The organism is Streptomyces sp. NPDC048196, from assembly GCF_040652715.1.
Taxonomy (GTDB): domain Bacteria; phylum Actinomycetota; class Actinomycetes; order Streptomycetales; family Streptomycetaceae; genus Streptomyces; species Streptomyces siderophoricus.
Genome location: NZ_JBEZMM010000023.1, coordinates 1 through 25,884 on the forward strand (window position 1 = coordinate 1; position 25,884 = coordinate 25,884).

The window sequence follows — 25,884 nt, forward strand, 5'->3', positions numbered from 1 at the left end:
TCGTGGACGTAAAGCGACAGCAGTCCACGAACAAGGCCCCGCAGGCCAGTCACCGCACCCAACAACAACCCAGCCCGCCGCAGGCGCAACGGCGAACAACAACCGCGGCGCAGCAGACGGCTACGTACGGGGCGCCGCAAAGCGCAACGGCGACCAAGCCCCGCGGCGGGAAAGCCAAGTACGTGGGAGAAAAGCCAAGCGCAGCGAAACGTCAGGCAACAAGTGGCCGGTCATGTGCCGTGACCGGGGCCGGCAGTGTGGTGGCGCCGGTCAGGTAGCGGTCCGTGGCGGCCGCGGCGGCCCGGCCTTCCGCGAGGGCCCAGACGACGAGGGACTGTCCGCGTCCCGCGTCGCCCGCGACGAACACGCCCTCGGCACACTCGGCGCCCTCGGCGCCTTCGGCACCTTCGGCGGCGAAGGTGCCGTCCCGGGCGAAGTTGCCGCGGTCGTCGAGCGCGAGCCCGTACTGCGTCCGCAGGCCGCTGTTCCGTTCCGGGCCGGAGAAGCCGAGGGCGAGCAGGACCAGTTCCGCCGGCAGCACCCGTTCGCTGCCCGGCAGCGGTCGCCGGGCCTGCGGTTCGACCTCGGTGAGGTGCAGCGCACACACCCGGCCCGCCGGGTCCCCCTCGAAGGCCAGGGTCGCGGAGGAGAACAGCCGCGGATCGGTGCCCTCCCGGCCCCGGGCCTCCTCGTGGGCGTGCGAGATCCGGTAGACCTTCGGGTACGTCGGCCAGGGGTGGGCCTCCGTCCGTTCGCGGCCCGGCTCCGGGTTGATGTCCAGCTGCACCACGGTGGACGCACCCTGGCGCAGTGCGGTGCCCAGGCAGTCCGAGCCGGTGTCCCCGCCGCCGACGATCACCACGTGTCTGCCCTCGGCGGTGACCGGCGGTGTGGCGTAGTCGCCCTCCACCACGCGGTTGGCGAAGGTCAGATAGTCCATGGCCTGGTGGATGCCGGCCAACTCGCGGCCGGGCACCGGGAGTTCCCGCCGTTCGCCGGCGCCGACGGCGATGATGACCGCGTCGTGGCGCCTTCGGAGCTCACGGGCGTCCAGCTCGCCGCCGACGTCGGCGCCGGTGCGGAACTTGGTGCCCTCCGCCAGCATTTGCTCGATCCGGCGGTCGATGTGGTGCTTCTCCATCTTGAACGAGGGGATGCCGTACCGCAGCAGTCCGCCGAGGCGGTCGGCGCGTTCGTAGACGACGACGGTGTGGCCGGTGCGGGTGAGCTGCTGTGCCGCGGCCAGCCCGGCGGGGCCGGAGCCGATGACCGCGACGGTCTTCCCGCTGAGCCGGTGCGGCGGGTGCGGGGGTGCGTAACCGCGCTCCCAGATCTCGTCGGCGATGGCCTGCTCGACATTCTTGATCGTCACCGGATCGGCGTTGAGGGCCAGTACGCAGGCTTCCTCGCAGGGCGCCGGGCACAGCCGCCCGGTGAACTCGGGAAAGTTGTTCGTGGCGTGCAGCCGCTCCGCGGCGGCCCGCCAGTCGCCGCGCGAGGCGTACGCGTTCCACTCGGGGATGAGGTTTCCCAGCGGGCAGCCGTTGTGGCAGAACGGTATGCCGCAGTCCATGCAACGCCCTGCCTGCTCGGACACGAGGGGGAGCAGCGCCTGGCCCGCGTAGACCTCGTGCCAGTCGTTCAGCCGCTCCTCTACGGGTCGCGGCGGGACGGGCCGCCGCGGTGTCCTGAGGAATCCGTAAGGGTCGGTCATGCGCCGCCTCCATCGCACTTGCGGCGTTCCGGCCAGCCTACGCCTGACGGGTGCCGCTTTCATCGGACGGCGGGTGGCTGGCCCCGGCGGCACTCCCTCCTGGCTTCCTCCTTGCTCCCTTCTGACTCTCTCCTGGCTCCCTCCTGTCGGTCCGCGGTGTGCGGGGCGGGGATGGGCTTGGTCGCGTTCCCGTACGGCGTGGGCCCTCCGGGCGTCGATCATTCGGTGCCTGTGGCGTGTAAAGGCGCAGGCCAAGGGCCCGGGCCGCCCTTTGCCCTTCTCGGGGGCGTGAGGGGATCCGCAGTCTGCGCCGGGTCGCCGCGGAGGGCGGGATCCGGCTGGCCCGCCTGGCCGTGCCGGCCCCGAACGTGGCGGCGCCGCGCTCGGCCGCGGCGCCCGCGGCGAGGCCGAGGCGCTAGTCCGGCGCCTCGGCCCGCTGCGCCCCGGTGCAGTCCGCCGGTGCGCCGCGGGGGAAGCACTGCGGCGGCGGCCGGGGCGGGGGCCGAGACCGGCGGGAGGGGAGCCGCTCCGCGGTCGGTCCCCGGGGCGGGGCGCGGTGTCACCGGACGGCAGGCCGAAAGGACCCGGGAGACAGACGGCCGGCCGGTCCGGTGACGGCCCGCAGCAACCCTTGCACCCTGCAATTCTTGATGCCACGCACCACGCGCGCCCGGATCAGGGTTCCCCCGACAGCCGCAGTACGCGCCGCGGGCCGTCGTCCGCCGTGCCGGTGCTGCCCGTACTGCGGCGGGTCCGGTCAGCGCAAGGGCAGGGTCAGCTCGGCCGGATCGGCCGTGGTGGAGCCGAAGGACACGCTGCTTCCCCGTGGCGTACGGCCGGCGTACATCGGGTCCTTGGTGTCCAGGACCAGCGCCAGCCGGTGCCCGGCGGGCAGGTCGTAGGCGGTGGTGAAGAGGGAGAGGTCGAGCGGGAAAGCGCGGCCCGGCTTCTTGCCGGACCAGCTCTGCGGGGCGTGCGAGATGAGCTTGCCGATGCCCAGCGAGTTGACGTCGTAGAGGTAGCCGAACACGGTGCCGTCCGGTGCGGCGGCGGTGACCTGGGTGTGCACCCGGGCGGCGCCGCGGAGGTGCTGGGCCGAGGCGTAGGGCACCGACTGCCAGACGGCGGCCGAACTGCGGGGCAGCAGTGGGAGGATGACGGTCGGGGGCAGGGCGGCGACCTGGTCGAGCGCCCCGGCGAGGAGGGCGACGCCGCCGTCCGCGCCGGAATCCGTGCCGCCGACGACGGACTTCCGCCAGCCGGGTCCGGCCGCCGTGCCGCCGAGCGCGCCGGTCTCCAGCGGGCCCGGGCTGCCCAGGCGGAGGTGGGCGGTGCGGGAGCTGATGGCGCGCCAGTCCGGGTAGCTCTCGTGGTTGCCGTTCGGGCGGACTTCCAGGTCCACCGACTGCCGCGGGCCGGGGCCGCCGCCGGTGCCCTTGAGGTGCCGGTCGAGCCAGTGGCGGGCGCTCTTCCAGGTCGGGTTGTCCAGGCCCAGCAGGCTCGTCAGCTCCTGCGTGGCGTGGTCGCCGGGGCGGAGTTCGAGCCGCTTGGGGCCGGTCAGCCGCTGGTAGAAGGCGGTCAGCTGGCTGGGGTTGAAGAAGCTGTCGCCCCAGGCGTGGGCGAGGAAGACGGCCGTGCCGTGGGCGTTGAGGCGGTTCACGTAGGTGGCCGGGGACCTGGTGTCCGCCCAGCGGACCACCTTGGGCATGTCCCGGCCGGCGAAGAGGTCGGCCAGCATCCGGCCGTATTCGGGGCTGCGGCGGCCGGTGGGCGCCTGGATGGCGGCGAGGAGGGCGGCGGCCTGGAGGTGTCGAGTGCCGCCGCTGTACAGGGAGTTGGTGAGGTCTCCCCAGCCGCTCATGGCGGCGACCGCCTTGATCCGGGGGTCGGACGCGGCGCCCATGAGGGTGATTCCGCCGCCGAGGGAGAGTCCCACCATGCCGATGCGCTGCCGGTCGGCCGGGGTGTGGGCGAGGGCCCAGTCGATGACCGAGGAGACGTCGGAGACGTCCTTGGGGCCGGCGACGTCGACCTGTCCGCCGGAGCGCCAGAAGCCGCGCACGGTGTAGGTGACGGCGATGTAGCCGGCGGCGGCCAGTTGCTTGCCCTGGGCGACGTACTCCAGGTCGTTCTGCCCCCAGCTGGCCGGCTGCACGACGAGGGGGTAGTGGCCCTTACGGTCGGCGCCGGGGGTGCCGGGGGCCGGGGTGAACACATCGGCCTTGAGGACGGTGCCGTCCTTCATGGGGATGTCGGCGAGCCGGAACGAGGGGTGGCCGAGCTGCGCGGTGGCGGTGGCAGCGGGTCGGTGGGCGGGCGCCGGCGCCGCCGAGGCGGGAGCGGTGGTGAGACCGGCGCCGACGCCAAGTGCCGTGACGAGTAAGGCAGTTGTTGCTCGGTGCCGGTGGCCGTGGGGCCTGCGGTGGGTACGGCGGGATCGCGCCATCGATGCTCCATCGGAATTCTGACCGCCGTGCCACGGTGACACCCATCCGGTTGCGGTGCTGGTGAGCGTACGGGCGCATGATCGGCCCCGGGAGGCGATGATCAGCCAAACTTACTCACTGGTAACCGGGCGCCGGTCGACCGGGGTGAGCGGGGTGCGGATGGTCACTTCCCTGCGGCGGGACCCGGACCAGGGGGCCGGGACCGCCTCGATGTCGCGGGCCAGGCGGTAGGCGAGCGCTTCGTAGTTGACCCGCCAGCCGCGGAAGTGCGGCCATGCCTCCTCCGGGGTGCGCTCCATGGGATAGCCCTGGGCCGCCATCCGCTCGACGCCCCGCAGGAAGTCCTCGTGGCTCAGCTGCAACGCGTCGTCGGGGTGCGGGTCCTGGTCGTAGGCGATGCCCTCGATGGTGGCGATCTCGCGCAGGCAGACGAAGCCGGCGCGCAGCGCCATCCGCACCTCGGCCTGCGGCTGGGAGGGGTTGAAGGACAGTCGCAGGGCCGCGGCGTCCATCACGGCCAGCAGGGCGATCAGCCAGTTGCGGGTCACCTTCGGGGAACGGAAGTGGATCAGGACCGGGTACGTCGTGTGGCTCTCGCTCACGTCCGCGCTCCACCGCTCCCAGGTGCGGAACAGCTCGGTGAGGATGTCCAGCAGCTCCACCTGCGCGTAGCGGGCCAGGATCTCCGGTCCCCAGGCCGGGCTTCCGGCGCGCGCCTGCAGCAGCGTCACCTCGGTCTCCCGGCGTTGGTAAGCGCCGTAGAGGGCGGGCAGATAGCCGATCTGGAGGCCGATCACGATCGGGCCCGTGACGGCGGCGCAGAAGTCGATGGCGTTCAGCGTCGCGCGGTCACCGCTGGCGAAACCGAGCGTGAAGAGCGAGGAACCGGACTCGGTCAGCGCCTCCCTGACGCCGAGCCGGCTCACCGCCGCCTCCAGCAGGGCGTACCCGATCAGGAAGCAGCCCAGCCAGGTGATCAGGGTGACGACGATGGCCAGCGGCGCCATCGGGGCGAGCACCCGGTCCTTGGCCTCCGCGCTCGGCAGGCGGTCGGCCAGCAGCCGGAACGGCCGGTGGACCAGCCGCTGGACGATCCGGCCGAGGCCGGACGGCGTCGGCCGGGGGATCACCAGCGAGTGCAGCACCGAGGAGAACACCCCGAGCACGATGACCGCACCGGCGATCCCCAGCAGTAGACGCACCGTCGTCCGCTCCTTCCCGGCCCCCGGCCGCTTCGACGAAGGAAGCGTACGTGGGGGGTCCGGGCGGCGGCGTCAACCCGTCGGTTGAGTCGGACGCGAGGGAGAGGTCACGGGAACGTGCGCCGCCCAGTCCACGATCTGCACCGCCGCCCCGGCGGCCTCCTGCCCCTGGCAGCGCGCGTGGTGCCGGCGGGCGATACCGTCCAGGTCCAGGTGGGAGCCGATGGCGGGCAGCGCGGCCAGCCGCCGTGCGTACGCCCACAGCCGCCGGTACCCGGCGATCCGGTGCACCGCCGTGGCGTCCAGATGCCAGCGGTGGACGGTGTCGAGCTGGACCAGCGAGACCCACACATGGACGTCGGCGAGGGTGAGTCCACCGCCGAGTACGTGGTCCCGGCCGGCCAGGCGCCGCTCCAGTCCGTCCAGTGCCCGGAACAGCGTCTCCAGCGCCTCCTGGTGGCCGGAACTGCCGATGCCGAGCCGGCCGGCGCGCTGTGCGGCCTCGTGGAGTTCGTGCTCGCAGAGCCGGGCGACCTCCTCGATGTCGTCGCGGGCGTGGGCCGGGTACAGCTCGGGGCCCTCGCCGCTGAATCGCCCGGCCAGGTCCCGCAGGATGTCCGGCGCGTGCGCGCTGACGATCCGGCCGGTCCAGCCGTCGCTGAGGACCGGGGCGGCCGCCGGTCCGGGGTGCTGGTGGGAACTGGCCTCGTACAGCGGGCGCAAGGCGGCGTATTCGCCTTCCGGGCCGTCGGGGACGGCCGGCAGCAGCGTCAGCGGGAGGGTCTCGCCGAGGCCGAGCAGGCCGTGCGCGACGGCGATGCGCAAGGACTGCGGACAGGACCGCGTCAGATGCAGGCGGTAGCGGTGCGGCACGGGGTAGTGGCCGCTGCGGGCGTCACCACCGATCCTGCCGCGGAGGGAGGGGACGACGGTCTGGGACGGGGTGGACATACGGCTCCCTGGGATCCGGGGTGCTCTGAAGTGGCGAGGGGCGCGGAAGTGCGCAGGCCCGCACGGCGGCAGGGCAGCACTGCACGGGCGCCGACGGGCCGCTGCCGGCCGGCTCGGCGGGCCGTTGCCCGGCGGTCTACCGGCTTCGGGGGAGCGAACTCGCCGCGCTGCAGACGCGCAGCAGATCGATGTGGCGACGCGACGTCAGAAGGGGAAGCGGCTGGATCGCGCCGTGCGCGCGAGCGGTGCCCAGCCCTGCGTGCCCCATGATTTCCCACCTGTTCGCCAGGGTTCCCGCCCCTGAGTGTCGAGGCGCGGCCGGAGCCGCGTCAAGAGCCTGTCCACGGCCGCGGTGGCGCATGCGTCCGGGCCGGGAAACAGCCGCGAACCACCGGTGCCTCGCGCACCGGCGGCCGCGGCCCCCGGTGTCAGGTCAGGAGGAAACCCGTCCTCAGGGTGGCCTGGGAGCTGTTGTCCGCGTAGAGCTCGAACTCCCCTGGTTCGACGCGGAATTCGCCGCGCGGGTCGTTGGTGTGGAAGCCCAGTTCCTGGCGTCCGAGGGTGAAGCGGACCGTCCGCCGCTCCCCCGGCCTCAGGTGGACGCGGGAGAAGCCGACCAGTCTGCGGACCGGCTGGACGACGCTGGCGACCTTGTCGCGGAGGTAGAGCTGGACGACCTCGTCGCCGGCGCGGGTGCCGGTGTTCTCGACCCGTACGGCGGCGCGGACCGTCGCCCCGCCGTCGGTGACGCTCCTCGCCGGCAGGACCTCGGCCGACAGCTCCAGGCCGGAGAAGGCGAACGTGGTGTAGCTGAGGCCGTGGCCGAAGGGGTAGAGCGGGGTGTGCGGGAGGTCGAGGTACTTCGAGGTGTATTTGTTGTCCGGGTCGAAGGGGCGGCCGGTGTTCTCGTGCGCGTAGTACAGCGGCAGTTGACCGACCGAGCGGGGGAAGGTCACCGGTAGCTTGCCGCCGGGGTTGACCTTGCCGAAGAGGAGGTCAGCGACGGCGTGGCCGCCTTCGATGCCGGGGTGCCAGCCCTGGAGGACCGCGTCGGCGCGGTCGGCGACGCCGGTGAGGACGAGCGGACGGCCCGAGAGGACCACGACGACCAGGGGCTTGCCCGTGTCGGCCAGCTTCGCCACGAGCTGCGCCTGGACGCCGGGCAGGGTGATGTCGCTGCGGGCGGCCGCCTCGCCGCTCTGTGCGGCCTTCTCCCCGACCACGGCGACCACGGCGTCGGCGGCCCGGGCCACGGCCACCGCCTCGTCGAAGGCACCGGTGTCGTCGCCCTCCACCGCGCATCCGCGGGCGAAGCGCACGGTGGCGGAGGGAGCGGCCTGCCTGATGCCGTCCAGGACGGACACCGCGGGGAACAGGGCGGCGCCGATGCTCGCCCAGGTGCCGTGCAGTTCCTTGGTGTCGTCGCCGAGCGGGCCGATGACGGCGATCGAGCCGGTGCGGGTGGTGAGCGGCAGGGTGTGCTTCTCGTTGCGCAGCAGGACCATGGAGCGGGCGGCCGCGGTCCGGGCCGCCTTCCGGGCCGCGGCGCTCGGTGCGGTGATCTCCGCGGCCTCGTCGACGTAGGGACGCTCGAAGAGGCCGGCGCGGAACTTGACGCGCAGCACCCGGGCGACCGCGTCGTCCAGCCGCTCGTGGCTGATCCTCCCCTCGGCGAGCAGCTTCTTGCCGTGCTCGGCGTAGGTCGTCGAAACCATCTCCATGTCGACGCCGGCGCCCAGGGCGAGCCGGGCGGCGTCGGCGCCGTCCGCGGCGATGCCGTGCGCGATGAGTTCCTGGACGCCGGTGTAGTCGCCGACGACGAAGCCGTCGAAGCCGAACTCCTCGTGCAGGATGTCGGTCAGGGTGTGCCGGTTGGCGTGTGCGGGGACGCCGGCCACGGTGTTGAAGGACGCCATGACGGTGGCGACGCCGGCGTCCACGGCGGCCTTGAAGGGCGGCAGGCAGACGTCGCGCAGCCGCCGTTCGGAGAGGTCGGCGGTGTTGTAGTCGCGGCCGCCCTCGGGGAAGCCGTAGCCGACGAAGTGCTTGGCACAGGCGGCGAGCCGGTCCCCGGCGGCGTAGTCCGCGCCCTGGTAGCCGCGGACCTTGGCGGCGGTCAGCTTCGCGGTCAGGTACGGGTCCTCGCCGCTGCCCTCGGCCACCCGTCCCCAGCGCGGCTCCCGGCTGACGTCCGCCATGGGCGCGAACGTCCAGTGGATGCCCTGCGAGGCGGCCTCGCGGGCGCTGGTCTCGGCGTCGGCGGTGACCACGCCGGGGTCGAAGCTGCTGCCCTGGGCGAGGGGTATCGGGAAGGTGGTGAGGTAGCCGTGGATGACGTCCTGGCCGAAGATCAGCGGGATGCCCAGCCGTGACGTCTCCACGGCCGCGCGCTGGAGGTCGTTGCACTTCTCGACGCCGGTGAGGTTGAGCACCGAGCCCAGCAGGCCCTTGGCGGCGAGTTCGGCGCACTCCTTGTTCTGGCCGTCGCCCGGGCCGGTGTCGGCGTGCCAGGTCAGCTGCTGGAGCTGGCCGAACTTCTCCTCGACCGTCATCTTGGCCAGCAGCGCCCGGACCCGGCGTTCGGTCTTCGGGTCGCGGGGCGCTCGCGCCGTGGTACGGGGTGTCTCGGCGGCGGTGGACGAGGGGAGGGTGCGGCCCGCGCCCGTCCCCACGAGGACCGCGGCCCCGGCGGATGCCTTGAAGATGTGACGACGGCTGATCGATCCGGAACCGGACACCGGCGACTCCTCACTGCGTGGGCACGCCGCCGACATGCGCCGGCGTGGCGATTCAACGCGCTGATGGCGTACGGCAGTTAAGCGAGGCACCGGCACGGGGTCAATGGGTTGAACATGAAGCGCGGGCCGTGGGGGGCCACTGATTCATGAGATGTACGTTCACGGGGTGGGCAGCAGGGTGCTCAGCGGCTGGGCGGCCGCCTGGGCGGCGGGCCGGGAGACGTACAGGGTCGTGTGGAAGTGGCCGAGGGACTCCTTGCCCGACGGATCGTCACCGGCCGCCGTCACCGCGGCGACGGCGTACTTCTGCTCGTCGGCGTCGGTGAACCGGCGTTGCGGATAGGTCCGGGTGCCGTCCTTCTCGGTGGTCAGCCCGAGCCGGGCCAGGCCGTCGGCGATCGGCCGGTAGGAGCCGGTGCGGAGGACGAAGGCCGCCACCCACGGCAGGTCCCGGCCGCCCTCCCGCGCCGCGTCCTCCGCCAGCAGCGAGCGGAAGGTACGGGCGGACAGGAAGCTGGCTCCGCCGGTCACCGTGATCAGCCGCAGGCCGCCGAGGGCCCGGCGCAGCGCGGGGCTCGGTTCGGCGGTTTCGAGGTTCTCGGCGAACGCCGCGTCCAGCAGGCCGACCGCGCGGGCGTAGCCGATGGCCGGTGCGGCGATGTCGATGCCGACGACGGGCACCGCGTCGGGGCGGCGGCGCGCGGCGTAGAACTGCCGGTCCTGCTCGATGAGTTCGGCGGTGCTCAGGCCGGCGGCCGCCGCCGAGGTGTAGTGGGCCGCGAGCTCCGCCAGGGTCACGTCGTGGTTGAGCAGGGCGGCGTTGATGCCGTACGAGCAGCAGAGGTCCAGGACGGTCGCGGGCCGCCGGCCGGCGGCGCGGTCCTCCGGGGCGGCGGCGACGGCGGCGCGCAGGAGACGGCGGAAGACGCCCTGGGCGTGCTGCGGTGTCCGGTAGTCCAGCGCGCCCAGCACACGGAAGTACGCGCGCGGGTCCGGCTGGTCGTAGAGGTCGTCGAAACGGGTCATCCGTGCGGGCGAACCGGAACCGCCGTCGTGCGGGGCAGGGGCCATCGGACTGTCTCCTCGCGCCGGGAATCAGGGCGTCGGCGGCGCCGACCACGAACCACCTCCTGCGGTGGGGTGGGCGGTCGGCGGCGCCGGAGAGCACAACGATCAGGGGAGATCTCCGTTGCCGCCCAGATTGGCGACGATGCGGCGCAGGACGTTGATGGTGGTCACGAAGTCGGCGGTGTCGATGCCTTCGTGGGTCCGCCGATGGACCTGCAGGTTGCGCTCGTGTGCGCGCAGCCGTCCGGCCTCACCCGCCTCGGTCAGCCGCATGCCGTCGGCGTCCTCGGTCAGCCACCCCCGGGCGATCAGGTCGTCGTACACGGCGTCGAAGTCGGTGCCGAGGTCGTCATACGGTCGCAGCCGCTCGGTCAGCGCGGCGCGGGTCCACGTACCGGGCGCCCCGGCCGCGTGGTTGAGCGTCCACCAGTGCGGCTGTGTGAGGTCCTCCACCGCCAGCTGCGCGCGCAGGCCACCGACCACCCGGCGGTACGCCTGTCCGGTCCATGCGCCGATGGGCTGGGCGGCCAGTTCCTCCTCCGGGTAGTCCTTGAGTGTCACGGTCCCCTTGCCTGCCATGGCTCCTGAGTCCCCTCTCCGGGTTCCTGCGCCCCTTCGCTGATCAACAACGCGCCCACCGTAGAACCTCAACTCGACTTGGGGTCAAGGCGGGCAGGCGGTTCCGGCTTCCTCAACTCCCCTCGGCGTGGCAGGGTTTGACCGGTGCTATGGCAGGGGGACCAGGGGGCACGGCATGACCGGTATCGGAATCAGGCCGCTCGGCGACGACCCACAGCGGCTCGGTGACTACCGGCTGCTGGGGCGGCTCGGTGCGGGCGGCATGGGGCGGATCTATCTGGGGCGGTCCACGGCCGACGGATCGCTGGTCGCCGTCAAGACGCTGCTCGCCGAGGGCGCGGTCAGCGACACCGACCGACGCCGGTTCGCCCGCGAGGTGGCACTGGCCCGGCGGATCGAGAGCCCCCATACGGCGCGGGTGCTCGACGCCGACCCGGACGCCGAGCAGCCGTGGATGGCGATCGAGTACATCCCCGCGCCCTCGCTGTCCGAACTCGTCCGCACCGCGGGACGGCTGCCCGGTACGGCCGTGCGCTGGATCGCCGCGGGAACGGCACAGGCCCTGGTCGCCCTGCACGACGAGGGCATCGTGCACCGGGACGTCAAACCGCAGAACCTCCTGCTGCCGCTGTCCGGACCGCGTCTCATCGACTTCGGCATCTCGCACGCCTACGACCTCACCCGCACCTCGCTGACACTGGGCACGATCGCCTTCACCTCACCCGAGCAGGCGCGCGCCGAGCCCTCCACCGCGGCCAGTGACGTCTACTCGCTCGGCGCCACCCTCTTCCATCTCGCCGTCGGCCGCCCGCCGTACCCGGAGACCGGCGACATGATCCGACTGCTGGCCGTCGTCCAGCGCGGCGACCTCGATCTCACCGGGCTGCCCAAGGAACTGGGCTCGCTGATCCGCCCGTGTCTGGCCATCGATCCGGACGAGCGTCCGCGGCCCGCCGACGTCCTGCGGGAGTTCCAGGAAGGGCTGGAACGGGTACCGACCTCGCGCCGCGCCGAACGCTGGCTGCCGCCGCGGTGGACCGCGCTGATCCAGGAGTACGAGGCGCAGGGGCGCGCCCTGCGTGCGGACGGCGGTGCGGAGGACCGCACCCTCGACGCGCGGACGCGCAAGGTGCCGCCGCCCGGGCCCACCCGCGTCTACACCGAGCAGCGGGAGCGGGCCGGCACGCCGGAGTCCGCACCGGAGCCGAAGCCCAAGGCCACGCCGAAACCGGCACAGCAGAAGCCCAGGCCGGCGCCCCAGCCCAAGCCCAGGCCCGTACAGGCGAAGCCCAAGCCCAAGCCCGCCTCGACACCGACACCGACACCCAAGCCCGCGCCGAAGCCGGCGCCGAAGCCGGCGGCGAAGGCGACGCCGAAGCCGGTGACCGCCTCCGGCGGCGGCTCCTCCGGGAGCAGCTCCTCGTCCGGCGGGTGCGGCTGGCTGGTGCTCGTCCTCATCGCGTTCACGGTGTTCGTCTGGCAGCCCTGGAAGGCCGCCGACACCGCCGGTTCGTCGTCCGGTTCGTCCAGCAGCGCCTCGGGGAGCTCGACGAGCGGGACGTACACCAGCGGCGGGAGCTCCCTCGGCTCCGGGCTGACGAGCGGGACGTCGAGCGGCTCGTCGAGCAGTTCCTCGGGGAGCTCGTCGAGCAGTTCCTCGGGGAGCTCGTCGGGGAGTTCTTCGGGAAGTTCGTCGAGCGGGACGTCCGGCGGGACCTCCACCAGCGGCGGGAGCGGGGGCGTGCCCACAGCCGTCGCCACGACCCGCACGCCCGGCCCGGTCGACCAGGCCTTCGCGGCCGTGCGGGCCGGTGACTGCCTGGACGCCTACCAGGACGGCTACGGGAGTTGGAGCCGTACGGTGCCGTCGCGGGTCGACTGCGGTGCGGCCAACGCGTATCTGCGGGTGGCCCGCGTCGCCGGCTCCGGGAGCTGCCCGTCCGGCGGCGGGCGCGGCGGCTGGTGGCACTCCGCCGAGGACTACTCCACCGTCAACCTGTGTGTGGAGCGGCAGTTCCGCAAGGGCCAGTGCTTCCTCGCCAAGAACAGCGGCAACCGGCCCGGCGGCGCCAACCTCCTCACCCTGTGGAACTGCAACGCCGACAAGGTGCCCCGGGCGTTCAACTACATCATGCAGATCACCGCCGTCCTGTCGGCCTCGGCGGGCACCAACGCGTGCCCCGCCGACCCCGGCCACTACCGCTACTCCTGGAACGTCTACGACGGCCGGACGATGATCTGCGCCAAGGTCGCCTGACCCGCCGCCACCCGACCCGGCCGCCGACCCCCAGTGACCGCTCCCGCGGACGGCTTACGACCGCCGCACCACGGGTGACCGCCGAGGGATGTAGCTCCCGCCGGCGCCGGGTCGTCCCGCAGGAGGGTTTCCCCGGGCGTGCGGGGGATGCCCGCCCGGGTGCCGCTTCACCGCCGGGGACGCGGGCATCCGTACGTCCCGGGACACCCGCCGGGCGGGAAGGGAGCGCGAGGGCGATGGCCGGTACGTCGGTGGAGACGAAGAGCAGCGGGAGCGGGACCGCGGGGGCACGCCCGGCGGTGTCGGGCTGGGGAGCGTGCGGGCGGGCGCTGCTGGGCGGTGCGGTGATGGCGGTCGCGCTGGGGGCGGGCAATGCGCTGGGGGAACGGCTGGCGCGGTCGCTCGGCGCGGACGGCTGGGCGCGGCAGTTGCTGCCCGCGGTGCTGGTGAGCGTGCTGGCCGTGGGCGGCGTACGGGCGTTGCGGTCGGCCGGGCGGTGGGCGGGGTGCCGCCGGCTGGGGGCCGGGCCGCCGGCCGCGGCGGTGCGGGCCTTCCTGGGCGGGCTGGCCGTCACGGTGTCGTGTGCCGGCCTGGTGCTCGGGGCGGGCACGGCGGCCGGGTGGGTGCGGTGGTCCGGTCTCGACCCGGCGGCGCTGGGGGCGTTCCTGACGGGCAATGCGCTGGTAGCGGTGCTGCTGGAGGCCCTGCCGGAGGAGACGACGCTGCGCGGGCAGGCCTGGGCGGCGTTGCGGGACCGGTTCGGCGGGGTGGTGTCGGCGCTGGGGACGACGGTGGTCTTCCTGCTGGTGCCGGCCGCGTCCACGGTGGTGCAGGCGGGTACGGCCCGGGTGGTGGGCGGGGATCCGCCGGCGGTGGGCCCGACGCCGGCCGGCCAGGACCCGTGGGCGTATCTGGTGCTGCTCGCAGTGTTCGGGCTGACGCTGGTGGCCGCCCGGACCGTTCCCGCCCGCGCGCCGCTGTGGGCGGCGATCGGTACGCATCTGGCGTTCCTGAGCGTCAACCGGGTCGTGTTCGAGGGACGCGAGCGCGCGGCGGGCTGGTCGGCGAGCGTGGCCCCGGCGCATGCCGCGGTCCTGGAGCTGGGCTATCTGGTGCTCACGGCAGCGGTCTTCGTAGGGACGCGGTGGCTGTCGGGCCGGAGGCGGGGGCGGGCCGCGCGGCGCTCGGTCGCCCGGACCAGGATCCCCACGAGTACGGCGAGGTCGGCGGCGCCGTCGGGGTCGTCGGCGTAGCGGGTGGTCTGGAGGGGGCCCACCTCGTCGAGGACGACGCCTTCGCGGGCCAGGACGAAGGTGAGGGCGAGCAGCGCGGCGCGACCGTTGCCGTCCGGGAAGGGGTGGTGGAAGGCCACGTCGAGAAAGGCCCGGGCGGCGCGGGCGGGCAGCGGAACGCCCGCCTCGTCGCCCTCGCGCAGGCAACGGGCGAGGTCCGCGCAGGTGTGCGGGGTCAGCGGGTAGCGTTCGCGGCCGTTCTTCGCGTAGGCGTCGCCGGTCCGGAACGGTGCGTCGGGGGTGCCGAGGACCAGGCGCTGCCAGCCGGCCAGCAGACCGAAGGTGAGCGGGGCGCGGCGCGCCGCGTCCGCGCGAACCAGCACATGGGCGGACCGCAGCCGCCCGGCGCGGACCGGGTCGCGGCGGCCGACCGGGCCCTCGCACCAGGCGGTGAAGCCGTCCGTGGCCGGCACGACCGGGCCGGCGGCCTCGTACGCGCCGGTGTGCGCCCAGTCGACCCGTGCCCTGGCCCGGTGCCAGGCGGCCGTCGCATCGCCGGCCGGGGCGGGCGGCCCGGCGTCAGTGGCGGGTGTGCCGGCGGTCATGGAAGTCCTCCAGGTGGGCGTGTTCGCGGTGGTCGCGGTAGGGCGGCCGGCCGGTCAGGCCGACGGCCAGGTCCTCGCCGACCGTATCGATCAGCGCCGGGCCGGGCGCGGCCCAGCTCCTGAACCGCCCGCCGATGGCGGTCTGCACCGCCGCACCCGCGGCCGCCTGGTCCATCCCGGTCGAGGTCAGGAACCACTCCAGCGCGAGCGCGCACTGGCCGTACCAGCCGCTCTCCGCGCCGGTGCGGTCCAGTACCCGGGTCACCAGCCGCACCGCCGCCCGCTCCAGGTGCCAGCTGCGCTCCTCCGGGGTCGCACCCGGGGGCGGCGCCAACTCCCCGAAGCGGGCGGCGAGTTCCTCCAGCCAGGCCCGCCACTCCAGGAGGGCGGCGACGGCCCGGGCGGCGGTCTCGTCGGGGGTGGTCACCGAGACGGGGCCGCAGCACCAGCTGCCGACCACTCCCCCGGCCGGGCCGACGGTCCAGTTCCACTCCCGGGCCCAGAGTCCGTAGCGCTCCAGGAAGATCCGGTGGATATGGCGCTCGCACCAGCGCTCGCCCTGCCACCACCCGTCCATGCCGGACAGCACGGGCGGGACGTACTCCTTGATCAGGGCGGTGACGGTGGCCTCTTCCGCCGCGTCGAAGGTGAACGGGTGGCGCTGCGGGTCGAGTTCGGGCCAGGTCAGCGGGCGCGGCGGGGAATACGGCTCGGGCGGTTCGGTGGACGTGGCGGGCTCCAGGGGCCGGGAACAGGACAGTTGACCGATTATGCCCGGTCGTTCCGCATGCCCGCCTCCGCTTTTCCGTCCTTCGCGACGGTGCGGGCGCGGAGCAGCACCATGCCGGTGTCGCCGTAGTCGGGGCGGGTCGGGTCGGGGTCCACGTGGGTGAGGACGAGTTCGTCGGTGCGGGGGCCGAAGACCTCGCGGAGGACGGTGGCGTCGACCGGGCAGCCGGGCCATTCGGGGGCGGTGCCGATGCGGTAGGTCGGCATGTTCTCCATGAAGGAGGCGACGAGGTGGCCGCCCGGGCGGACCGTGGCGAGGTAGGTGTGGCAGAGCTGCGCGAATTCCTCGAAGTCCTCGGTGATGCTCTCGGCCACGAAGTTCATCGACGCGAGTTCGTAGGTGCCGGCCGGCAGGGTCCGGACGTCGTCGTGGAGGACGCGGACGCGGGCCAGGGCCTCGGTGGCGGTCGGGGGCAGTGCGGGGTCCAGTTCGCGGCAGAAGGCGTAGAAGGCCTGCCAGCTCTCGTCGGGGCCGTGGCGGAGCTGGCCGGTCAGGTAGGCGACGTTGGCCGCGCTGCGCTCGACCGCGTCCACCTGCCGGCTGGCGGCGCCGGCGAGCATCAGCGGGTAGAGGTTGGGGCCCGCGCCGAATTCCAGGGAGCGGGCGATGCTGCCGGGCGCGAACCGGCGGTAGAAGGCGGAGTGGTGCCGGATGACGGCCGCGTCGCAGGGGTGGATCTCGCGGTAGTTCTCCGCGAGGTAGTCCTGGACCGGCCAGTGGTCCCAGTCGGCGTCGTCGTTGCGGACCGGTCCCGGCGGGTGTTCGGCGGGCTCTTTCATGTGCCCTCTTTCGCGGTGCGGGGCGCACTGCCCCGGTCCACCGAGCGTACGCCCGGCACGTAGAGGAAGACCAAGGTGACGACGGCCCCGAGGACGCCGGCGCCGATGAGGGTCGCCCGGACGCCGACGGCGGCCGCGACCGGCGCGGCCAGGGCGTAGGACAGCGGCAGCAGGGAGATCGACACGAACCATTCGACGCTGGAGACCCGGCCGAGCAGGGCGCCCGGTACGAGCCGCTGCTTCGCGGTGGCCCAGGCGACCAGGCCGGCGGTCTCGAAGCCGTTGACGGCGGCGCAGGCGACCGCCAGCTGCCAGGAGTGGGTGGCCAGGCCGTACCCGGCGACGGCGAGTGTGGCCAGCGTCCAGGAGACGTACACGAAGGTGATGAACCTGCTCGGTACCCCGGTCTGGCCGACGGCCAGGGCGACCAGCACGGACGCCAGTCCGCCGCTGGTGAGCACCACGCCCAGGTCCGCGGCGGAGCCGTGCAGCCCGTTCTTGACCAGGTAGGGCAGCAGCACCTCGGCCGGGCCGAGGAAGAGCAGGTAGGCGAAGGTGGCGGAGACGAAGGTGGCCCAGAGCCAGCTGTTGGCCCGGACGTACGCCAGGCCGCTGAGCAGGTCGGCCCAGAGCGAGCCGCGGGCGCCGGCGGGTGGCGGCTTGGGGCGGATGCAGAGCAGACAGCCGACGGACACGGCGAAGGTGAGCGCGTCGAACGCGAACGCCCCGCCGGTGCCGATGCCGGCGACCAGGATGCCGCCCAGCGCGGTACCGCCGATCTGGACGGCGGCCGGGCGGACGAACTGGTCGAGGGCGTTGGCCTGGACGAGTTCGGACTTCAGGACGAGGGTGGGCACGACGGCGTCGTAGGCCGGGGGGAAGAAGCCGGCGGCGCCGCCGTACACCATGACCACGACGATCAGTTGCCACAGCTCCAGGGCGTCGCCGAGGGCCAGGACGGCCAGCGTGAGCAGGCAGACGAAGCGGACGAGGTCGCTGATCAGCATGGTGCGCCGGCGGTCGAAGCGGTCGCTGACCACGCCGCCGAGCAGCACCAGCGCGACCTGCGGGACGGCCCGTGCCACGCCGACCGCGGACATCGCGCCGGGCGAGCCGGACAGCGTGTAGACCTGCCAGGCCAGGGCGACGAGCAGCACCCCGTCGCCCACCAGGGAGATGCTCATCCCGATCCACAGGACCCGGAAGTCGCGGTGGGCGAGCGGGGTGAGCAGCCGTACCCGGCGGGCCCGGCCCGCATCCTCCATGACGCGCATTCAGGTCCTCTGCCGGAGTGCGAACCGCTCGGCCAGGGCGGAGATCGTCTCGTTGAGCCGGCCGATGTCGTCGTCGGTGTTCGCGGCGGTGACCTGGATGCGGATGCCCACCCGGTTGCGCGGGACGAGGGGGTACGCCGCCAGCGTCACGTAGATGCCGCGGTCCCACATGAACCGGCCGACGTCGTCCAGGTCGGAGTCGCGGGCGAGCGGGAGCTCGATGATGGGCAGTCCGCTTTCGTTGGGGGTCTCGATGCCCAGCAGGTAGAGGTGGTCCAGGACGCGGGCGGTCTTGCGGTGCAGGGCGGCGCGGACGGTGTCCCCGCGCCGGTCGTTGACGTCGAGGCCGGCGAGCGCGGTGGCCAGCGACGCCGTGGGGGACGGCCCGGAGTACAGGTACGGCGCGGCGGCGACCTTGAGGTGGTTCTTCAGCCATGTCGGCAGGGCCAGGAACGCCAGCAGCGAGGAGTACGCCTTGGAGAAGCCGCCGACCAGGACGATGCCGTCGTAGGTCTCGTCGAGGTGCCGCACGATGCAGTTGCCGCGGCTGCCGTACGGGGAGGTCTCGTCGGTGCCGCGCTCGCCGATGACGCCGAATCCGTGCGCGTCGTCGATGTAGAGCAGGGCGTCCCGCTGTCGGCAGATGCCCGCGAGCAGGGGCAGGTCGGGGAGGTTTCCGGTCATGCTGTCGACGCCGTCCAGGCACACCAGGCGGGAGGCTCCGCGCGGCGCAGAGCGCAGCAGGACCTCCAGTTCGTCCGGCCGGTCGGCGTGGAAGCGCTGCACGGTGGCGCCCTGACCCCGGGCCACCAGGCATCCGTCGTAGACCGTGCGGTGCGCGCGGGCCTCGACGAAGATGTGTCCCTCGCCGCCCAGTACCGGTATCACGGAGGCGTGGATGAGGGTGATGGTCGGGAGCAGCAGGCTGTCCGGGGCGTGGAGCAGTGTGGTGAGCCGGTCCTCGATGTCGGGGTAGAGCCGGGGGTTGCCGATCAGCCGTGACCAGCTGGGGTGGGTGCCCCAGCGCCGGACCTGCGGTTCGATGGCGGCCATGATCTCGGGGTCGAGGTCGAAGCCCAGGTAGTTGCAGGAGGCGAAGTCGATGAGCCAGTGGTCGCCGCTGCGCAGGTGCCGGCCGTCCACCTCGTCGATGACCGCGTCGCACATGGGGTTGGTCTGCCGCAGGCGGTCGAGCTCGCCCCACCGCGGATCGCGTCGTGCTCCGCCGGTTGTCCTCAGTGCCTTGTGCACGTGATCCTCCTCCGCCCCGGACCGGCGGGTACCGGTGCGCTGTGGGTCTGAGGGTGCGGTGGTCCGGCGGGATACCGGGCTGGTCGCCGCGCTGCCGGCCAGGGACGGGGCCCGGCTCTCGGCCGTGCTCCGCAGCAGCTGTTCCGCCTGGTCCACCGTCATCGGGCGGGCGAACAGATAGCCCTGCCCGTACCGGCACCCCATGGCCAGGAGCCGGTCCCGTTGCACGTCCTCTTCGATGCCTTCGGCGATGACCTGCAGACCGAGCGTGTCGGCGATGCGCACAATACCCTCGACCAGGGCGACTTGTTGGGTGTCGACACCGATGTCGTCGATGAACGATTTGTCGACCTTCAGCAGGTCGATGGGGAATTCCCGGAGATAGCTGAGCGACGAGAAGCCGGTGCCGAAGTCGTCGATCGCCATGCGCACGCCGAGATCCTTGAGCGCCCTCATCACCGCGCGGATCTGCTCGTCGGAGTGCATCAGGACGGTCTCGGTCAACTCCAGTACGAGGGAGCCGTGGGCCACTCCGGTGGTGCGGAGGACGGCACGGACCTCGTCGAGGAAGCCGGGGTCGCGGAACTGCCGGGCGGAGACGTTCACGTTGATGTGCAGCGGGTCCGGCCGGGGCAGCTCGCGCTGCCAGCGGGCGAGGTTGGCGGTGGCCTGCTGGAGCACCCAGGCGCCGAGCGGCATGATGTGCCCGGTCTCCTCGGCGAGCGCGATGAACTGGTGGGGTGTCACCGCGCCGCGCCGGGCGTGCGGCCAGCGGGCCAGCGCCTCGAAGCCGGCGAGCGCGCCGGTTTCGATCTCCACGATGGGCTGGTAACGGACGTCGAACGCCTCCGCGTCCAGCGCGCCCTCCAGCCGGGACCGGAGTTCGTGCCGTTCGAGCATGCCGGTGTGCAGCCCCGCCTGGTAGCGGCGCCACTGCCGCTTGCCGGCCGTCTTCGCCGCGTACAGGGCCAGGTCGGCGTGGCCGAGCAGTTCCTCGGCGTCGGCGCTGTCCCGGGCGGTGGCGATGCCCACGCTGGCGGAGGTGCTGACCATCTGCGAGGAGAGCCGGAAGGGCTGGTTGAGGTTCTGTACGACCTGCTCGCCGAGCGCTTCGGCGTCGGCGGGCTCGCGCACGCCTTCCATGAGCACCCCGAACTCGTCGCCGCCCAGGCGCGCCGCGGTGTCGCTGGCCCGCATCGTTCCGGTCAGCCGTCGTGCCACCGCGATCAGCAGTTCGTCGCCGACGGAGTGGCCGCTGGTGTCGTTGACGACCTTGAAGTCGTCGAGGTCGATGAAGAGGACGCAGGCGACGGTGCCGTCGCGGCGGCCGCGCACCAGGGCTCGCTCGATCCGGTCCAGGAGGAGCAGCCGGTTGGGCAGGCCGGTGAGCGCGTCGTGGAAGGCGCGGTGGGTGAGTTCGCGTTCGAGTTTGCGCTGCTCGGTCACGTCCCGGAGGGTCAGGACCAGGCCGTGGACGGTCTCGTCGTGCCGCAGGTTGCTGCACCGGGCCTCGACGTCGATGCGCGCGCCGCCGCGGTGCAGGACCTGCCAGTCGTCGCGGCTGTCCTGGCAGTCGTCGTCGCGCATCCGGGCCAGGGCGCGCAGGGCGCGTTCGCCGTCCTGTTCGGTCATGAGCTCGGCGAGGCGCACTCCGTTGAGCGGGGTGCGGCCGAACATGCCCTCCGCTGAGGGGCTGGCATAGCGGATGGCGTTGTCGTCGTCGAGGATGAGGATGACGTCCGAGGTGTTGTGCACCAGGGTGCGGAAGTACGCCTCGCTGTTGCGCCGGTTGATCTCCTGGCCGAGCGCGACGCGTTCCATCGCCAGGGCCGCCTGCGCGGCGAGGGTCTCGAAGGAGCCCCACCGTTCGGCCAGGCTCTTCTCGGTGCCGGCGACGATCAGGGCGCCGATCAGGGAGTCCCCGGCGGGGCCGTTGCTGACGGCCAGGGGGCACAGCAGGGCGCTGGGCAGGGGGGCGAGTTCCGCGGCGGCCTCCGGGCCGAGGTCGGCGACGCGCACGATCTGTGTCTCGCGGGCCAGGAGCCGGGGGCGCCAGGCGTCGGCCGGCTCGTCCTGCCAGTCGACGGTCCAGGTGTGCGGCTGTGCGGCGGTGGGCACGGTGCGCAGCCGCGTCTCACCGGGGACGAGGGTCAGCAGGGCGACCTCGTGGCCCACCCCCGGGCCGAAGAGCGGTCCGGCCGCCCGGCGGATCGAGTGGGCGATCTCCTCGACGCCGGACGTGGACACCAGCGCGGCGGCCGCCACCCGCAGGCCGCGTTCCCGGGTCACGGCCATCAGGTGCACCACGACCAGTCCCGACAGCCGGGCGAACACGAGCAGGAAGAGCACGGCCGAGAACACCGCGATCACGGGCACGTCGTGCAGGTCGCCACGGACGGCCTCCTGGACGAGCAGCACCGGCGCGATGAGCGACGTCAGCGCGAGCACGACGAGCCGCCGGGGGTGGATGCCCGCCTGGCGTACGGGGGTGCGCTCGGTCAGTTCCACCATCGACGGATGCAGTGCGGCAAGTCCCCAGGCGGTGAAGAAGACCACCCAGCCCAGGTCTATCGGCGTGCCGACCTGCCAGACCCCTTTGAGCTGGAGGAGCCCGTACAGGACGTCGGAGAAGAGGATGCCGAAGGTGCCGAGGGTGAGGAACTGGACGGCCCGGGTCCGCGCGGAGCCGGGTGTCAGCAGCCGGGCCAGCATCGCCAGCATCAGCACGTCGCCGAGGGGATAGGCGATCGAGATGGTCCGCTGCACCCACGTCATGTCGGGGGCCGTGGTGTACGGGTTGATCAGGTAGTCCCAGGAGAGCAGGGCCAGGCCGGAGGTGAGGATCATCGCGTCCAGCAGGCTCGCCACGTCGCGGCCGGTCCGGCGGTAGCGGATGAAGCCCAGCAGCCCGCCGGCGAACAGGGGGTAGGTCGCCAGGTAGAAGACGTCGGCGAGGGAGGGGAACGGGTTGTCCTGGTCCAGGAACGTGTTGAGCACGTTGTACGTGGTGTCGCCGGCGGTGAAGGTGACGTTCGCGGCGGCGAGCACCAGCCAGGGCCAGGCGTGGGCCGGCCGGTGCATGCGGATCCCGGCGATGATGGCCCAGACGCTGCCGAGGCCGATGGCGGCCCAGGTGACGGTGTGTGCGGCAGGCACCGTCAGGTAGACCACGGTGGGCGGGATCACGCAGATGACATACGCGGTCATCAGGCGGTGTATGCGGCTCAAAGCGAACCGCCTCCTCCCGTGACCGGACGGAAGCCAACCGCCTGCGGGATCAACCTGGACGCTTTTTGATACTATGTCCGCTTTTCTGTATATGCATGACGGCATGCGTCATTGGCATATGCCAAAGGCATGGACAGAGAGGCGCTGGTGGTCACGTCACCGGGCGCGCAGCTCCTTCTTGAGGATCTTGCCGGTGGGGCCCTTGGGCAGCGCGTCGACGAGCCGGATCTCCCGGGGGTACTTGTACGCGGCAAGCTGTTGCCGGCAGTGGGCGGTGAGTTCCTCGGGGGTGGTGTGGACACCGCGGCGCAGCGCGACGACGGCGACGACCTCCTCGCCGAGCCGGTCGTCGGGGCGGCCGATGACCGCGGCCTCGGCGACACCCGGATGGGCGTACAGGACCTCCTCGACCTCGCGCGGATAGACGTTGTAGCCGCCACGGATGATCAGGTCCTTCTTGCGGTCGACGACGAAGAAGTAGCCGTCGTCGTCCTGGTAGCCGAGGTCCCCGGTGTGCAGCCAGCCGTCGCGCAACGCCTCGGCGGTCTCCTCGGGACGCCGGAAGTAGCCCTTCATGACGTTGTGGCCGCGGATCAGGATCTCGCCCACGTGGTCGGGACCGGGCGGCAGCGCGACACCGGTGTCGTCGGCGATCCGCACCTCCACGCCCCAGATCGGCTTGCCGATGGAGAGCACCTTGCGCTGCTCGGCACTGATGTTGAAGGTGGCGGTGCTGGCCGTCTCGGACAGGCCGTAGCCCTCCAGGACGGCCACGCCGGGGAACTTCTCCTCGAAGGCCCGGATGGTCTCCCCCGGCATCGGCGCGCCGCCACAGGCCCCGACGCGCAACGCCGACAGGTCCCGGTGGGAGGTGTCGGCCTGGAGGAGGGCCGTGTACATGGTGGGGACACCGGCGAAGATCGTGCAGCGGTGCCGTTCGAGCGCGTCGAGGACCGCACCGGTCTCGAAGCGCGGGACCAGGGCGAGCGTCCCGCCGTACCGCACGGCCAGGTTGAGGACGCCGGAGAGGCCGAAGACGTGGAAGAGCGGCAGCACCGCGAGGGCGATGTCGTCGGGGCGGCAGCCGAACACCTCGCCGGTGACGGTGCAGTTCATGTAGAGCTGGAAGTGGGTGAGCTCGGCGCCCTTGGGGCGGCCGGTGGTGCCGCTGGTGTAGAGCAGGACGGCGGTGTCGTCGGCGTCGGCCGGCACGATCTCGCCGGTGTCGTCGGCGGTGGTGAGCTCGTCGTAGGGCCGGGTGCCGGCGATCCGCCGCGCGCTGCCGGGCCCCGGGACGACGTACGCCGGTACGCCGCCGGCGAGTTCGGCGCCCTTGACCGCCTCGTCGGCGAACTCCTCGTGGGTCAGGAGCAGCCGGGCCCCGGAGTCGGTGAGGTGATAGGCGATCTCGGGGGTCCTCAGCAGGGGGTTGAGCGGGACCATGACCAGGCCGGCCTTGAGGATGCCGAAGTAGGCGAACAGGAACTCCGGCACGTTGGGCAGGTGGACGGCGACCACGTCACCGCGCTGCAGGCCCAGCGCGCGCAGGGTCGCGGCGATCCGGCCGGAGGTCTCGTCGGCCCCGGCGTAGGTGGTGGTCCGCGTGCCGTGGTGGCACAGGGGTTTGTCCGGGTGGTTCCGGCGGGATTCACGAAGAGCGATGGCGAGGTTGAAGCTCATTCGGGCTCCTGGCGGGGTGCGGCCCGACTCCACGTGATGTGCGTCGGTGCGTGCCGAGCATAGGCAGCGGCTGAGCAATGCTCAACGGGGCGAAGGGGTTTGATTTCGCCGGGGGTTGACGGTCGCTCCGGAGGCGGGCGCGGGTCGCTTCCGCGCCTGGTGGGCGGAGCCGGGCCGGGATCCGTAGGCGGTCAGGAAGCGGTCGCGGAAGGTGTCCACCCGCCGGACCGGCGTCCTGCGTCCGGGCCGGAGGCCGGGCTACCGGCCCCGGCCGGAGATCCGGCGCGGCACGGCCGGGGCATGGGCGACGATCGCCACGGGTACATGCTGGCCGGCGTGCCGGCCGGTGACGGTGGGGACCGGCGGTGGTCGCCGAGGAAGACCGGCAGACGGTGTCGAGGCCGTGGAAGCGGCCCTCCGGCCAGGACCGGCTGACACCCGACGTGATGCCGACCGTCCGCCAGGCCCCGGCCCGGCGGACGGCGCGGGTCAGGGTGAGCCGGTCGCTGGAGGTGACGGTGCGGCAGCGCTGCTGGTTATGGAGCCACCGGACGAACGCGCCGGGCGGCAGGCGGATCAGGTCGTCCGGCAGGACGAGCGCGCCGCACCCGAGCACGTCCGGCGAGGACTGCGGTGACGGCCCGCCTCCGGCGCCGGTTCGTCCCCCTGGCCAGGAGCTGACGCAGCCGCGTGATGAGCGGCACCCGAAGGCCCTTCCGTACGAGGCGGACTGATGGGGCGACGGGTCCGGCCGGCGGGCGGCCGGGTCGTCGTTGTCCGTCGGTACGGCCCGCGGCGCGGTCCGTTCAGCCGTCCGTACAGGTGATTCCTGGAGAAGTGTGGGCGGCCGGGGGTGGTGCACGGGCAGGGAGAGTAGACACCCCGCGCCGCCTCGCCCGGCCCTTCGGCCCCGCCCGTGGCGCCAGTAGCCCTTGAGGCGTGCGCATGACGGAGACCCGCTGCTGGCCCGCTCCCCAGCGAGAGGTTTTGTGTTGAAGCATCCGCGCGTACCCACGCCTCGTTCCGTCCTCGCCGGCGTCGGTGTGGTGACCCTGGCCATCGCTCCCCTGCTCGCCCTGCAGAGCGCCCAGGCGCACACCGCCCGGGCCCCCGGCCCCCCGTCGGCGATCGCCGCCGCCGAACGGGCGGTGGCCATCAGCTCCTCGCTCGGTGCGGCCGGGGCCGGTTCCTACTACGACCCCGACAACCACAAGCTGGTGGTGAACGTGACCACCGAGGAGGCGGCCGGCAAGGCCCGGGCGGCCGGCGCCGAGGCGAGGATCGTCAAGCACTCCCTGGCGTCGCTGGACGCGGCCCGGGCGACCCTCAAGGAGCACGCCTCGATCCCCGGGACCTCCTGGGCCATGGACCCGAGGATCAACAAGGTGGTCGTCACCGCCGACCGCACCGTCCGGGGGGAGGATCTGGAACGGCTCAAGGCGGTCGCCGGCTCGCTCGGCGACCGGGCGGTGATCCAGCTGTCGCCGGACACCATCGAGCCGCTGATCGCCGGCGGGGACGCCATCTGGGGCGACGACGCGCGCTGTTCGCTCGGCTTCAACGTCACCAAGGGCGGGCAGCCGTACTTCCTGACGGCCGGCCACTGCACGCACGCGGTGCCGATCTGGTCCGCCACCCTGCAAGGCCCCCCGTTCGCGATGTCGGAGGCGGGGAGCTTCCCCGGTGACGACTTCGGGATCGCTCGGTACACCGCCGCGGACATGGCGCACCCGAGCGAGGTGAACCTCTACAGCGGCGGGGCGCAGCACATCGCCCGGGCCGCCGACCCGATCGTGGGCCAGAAGGTGCGGCGCAGCGGCAGCACGACCCATGTGCACGACGGAGAGGTCACCGCGCTCAACGTGACGGCCAACTACCAGGAGGGGACCGTCGAGGGACTGATCCAGACCTCGGTCTGTGCGGAGTCCGGCGACAGCGGCGGTCCGCTCTTCGAGGGGGACACCGCGCTCGGGCTGACCTCCGGCGGCCGCGGCAGCTGTGCCGCGGGCGGGGTGAGCCTCTACCAGCCGGTGACCGAGGCCCTGGCGAAGACGGGGTCACGGCTCGGCTGACGCGGCCTCGTCCCGGC

General features: G+C 72.9%; 15 protein-coding genes and 1 pseudogene. 3 read left to right on the forward strand and 13 right to left on the reverse strand.

All coding sequences use genetic code 11. From position 1 onward, the window contains the following. Window positions 1–211 precede the first annotated feature (211 nt). The 7 genes from AB0E02_RS22055 to AB0E02_RS22085 form a co-directional block, all read right to left on the reverse strand. Window positions 212–1,714, reverse strand: a complete 1,503-nt coding sequence (locus AB0E02_RS22055) for a glutamate synthase subunit beta (RefSeq protein ID WP_362141850.1) — start codon at window positions 1,712–1,714, stop codon at window positions 212–214. Window positions 1,715–2,471: 757 nt separating this feature from the next. After that, on the reverse strand, window positions 2,472–4,160 hold the full coding sequence (locus AB0E02_RS22060; protein ID WP_362141851.1) for a CocE/NonD family hydrolase: 1,689 nt from the start codon (window positions 4,158–4,160) through the stop codon (window positions 2,472–2,474). 111 nt (window positions 4,161–4,271) lie between these two features. Continuing rightward, on the reverse strand, window positions 4,272–5,363 hold the full coding sequence (locus tag AB0E02_RS22065) for a hypothetical protein (protein ID WP_362141853.1): 1,092 nt from the start codon (window positions 5,361–5,363) through the stop codon (window positions 4,272–4,274). Window positions 5,364–5,435: 72 nt separating this feature from the next. Beyond that, window positions 5,436–6,314 (reverse strand): glutathione S-transferase C-terminal domain-containing protein, encoded by an 879-nt coding sequence (locus tag AB0E02_RS22070; RefSeq protein ID WP_362141855.1) that lies wholly within the window; start codon window positions 6,312–6,314, stop codon window positions 5,436–5,438. 428 nt (window positions 6,315–6,742) lie between these two features. Beyond that, window positions 6,743–9,052, reverse strand: coding sequence for a beta-glucosidase BglX (gene bglX / locus AB0E02_RS22075; RefSeq protein WP_362141857.1), 2,310 nt, complete (start codon window positions 9,050–9,052; stop codon window positions 6,743–6,745). Between the two features lie 159 nt (window positions 9,053–9,211). Then, window positions 9,212–10,123, reverse strand: coding sequence for a hypothetical protein (locus AB0E02_RS22080; protein WP_362141859.1), 912 nt, complete (start codon window positions 10,121–10,123; stop codon window positions 9,212–9,214). Between the two features lie 102 nt (window positions 10,124–10,225). Then, window positions 10,226–10,699: a MarR family transcriptional regulator gene (locus AB0E02_RS22085; RefSeq protein WP_362141861.1), complete on the reverse strand. Its 474-nt coding sequence runs from the start codon at window positions 10,697–10,699 to the stop codon at window positions 10,226–10,228. Window positions 10,700–10,874: 175 nt separating this feature from the next. Here AB0E02_RS22085 and AB0E02_RS22090 point away from each other — a divergent pair, with 175 nt between their 5' ends. Together AB0E02_RS22090 and AB0E02_RS22095 are read left to right on the forward strand one after the other, a co-directional pair. Beyond that, on the forward strand, window positions 10,875–12,956 hold the full coding sequence (locus AB0E02_RS22090) for a protein kinase (protein ID WP_362141862.1): 2,082 nt from the start codon (window positions 10,875–10,877) through the stop codon (window positions 12,954–12,956). Between the two features lie 347 nt (window positions 12,957–13,303). Beyond that, a pseudogene (locus AB0E02_RS22095) lies at window positions 13,304–13,954 on the forward strand (CPBP family glutamic-type intramembrane protease); the annotation flags it as partial. 107 nt (window positions 13,955–14,061) lie between these two features. Here the strand turns inward: AB0E02_RS22095 and AB0E02_RS22100 are convergent. The 6 genes from AB0E02_RS22100 to AB0E02_RS22125 form a co-directional block, all read right to left on the reverse strand. Next, window positions 14,062–14,793, reverse strand: a complete 732-nt coding sequence (locus AB0E02_RS22100; protein ID WP_362141864.1) for a Fic family protein — start codon at window positions 14,791–14,793, stop codon at window positions 14,062–14,064. Beyond that, a complete protein-coding gene (locus AB0E02_RS22105) occupies window positions 14,768–15,382 on the reverse strand; it encodes a hypothetical protein (RefSeq protein WP_362141866.1) in 615 nt (204 codons plus the stop codon). The genes AB0E02_RS22100 and AB0E02_RS22105 overlap by 26 nt, the downstream gene beginning before the upstream one ends. Before the next feature lie 179 nt (window positions 15,383–15,561). After that, entirely contained in the window at window positions 15,562–16,362 is an 801-nt protein-coding gene (locus AB0E02_RS22110) for a class I SAM-dependent methyltransferase (protein WP_362141868.1), read from the reverse strand. Continuing rightward, on the reverse strand, window positions 16,359–17,627 hold the full coding sequence (locus tag AB0E02_RS22115; protein ID WP_362141870.1) for an MFS transporter: 1,269 nt from the start codon (window positions 17,625–17,627) through the stop codon (window positions 16,359–16,361). The genes AB0E02_RS22110 and AB0E02_RS22115 overlap by 4 nt, the downstream gene beginning before the upstream one ends. A 9-nt stretch (window positions 17,628–17,636) precedes the next feature. Next, window positions 17,637–22,115: an aminotransferase class I/II-fold pyridoxal phosphate-dependent enzyme gene (locus tag AB0E02_RS22120; RefSeq protein WP_362141872.1), complete on the reverse strand. Its 4,479-nt coding sequence runs from the start codon at window positions 22,113–22,115 to the stop codon at window positions 17,637–17,639. A gap of 156 nt (window positions 22,116–22,271) precedes the next feature. Then, a complete protein-coding gene (locus tag AB0E02_RS22125) occupies window positions 22,272–23,795 on the reverse strand; it encodes a long-chain fatty acid--CoA ligase (RefSeq protein ID WP_362141874.1) in 1,524 nt (507 codons plus the stop codon). Between the two features lie 989 nt (window positions 23,796–24,784). Here AB0E02_RS22125 and AB0E02_RS22130 point away from each other — a divergent pair. Further along, window positions 24,785–25,867 (forward strand): S1 family peptidase, encoded by a 1,083-nt coding sequence (locus AB0E02_RS22130; RefSeq protein ID WP_362141876.1) that lies wholly within the window; start codon window positions 24,785–24,787, stop codon window positions 25,865–25,867. Window positions 25,868–25,884: the final 17 nt, after the last annotated feature.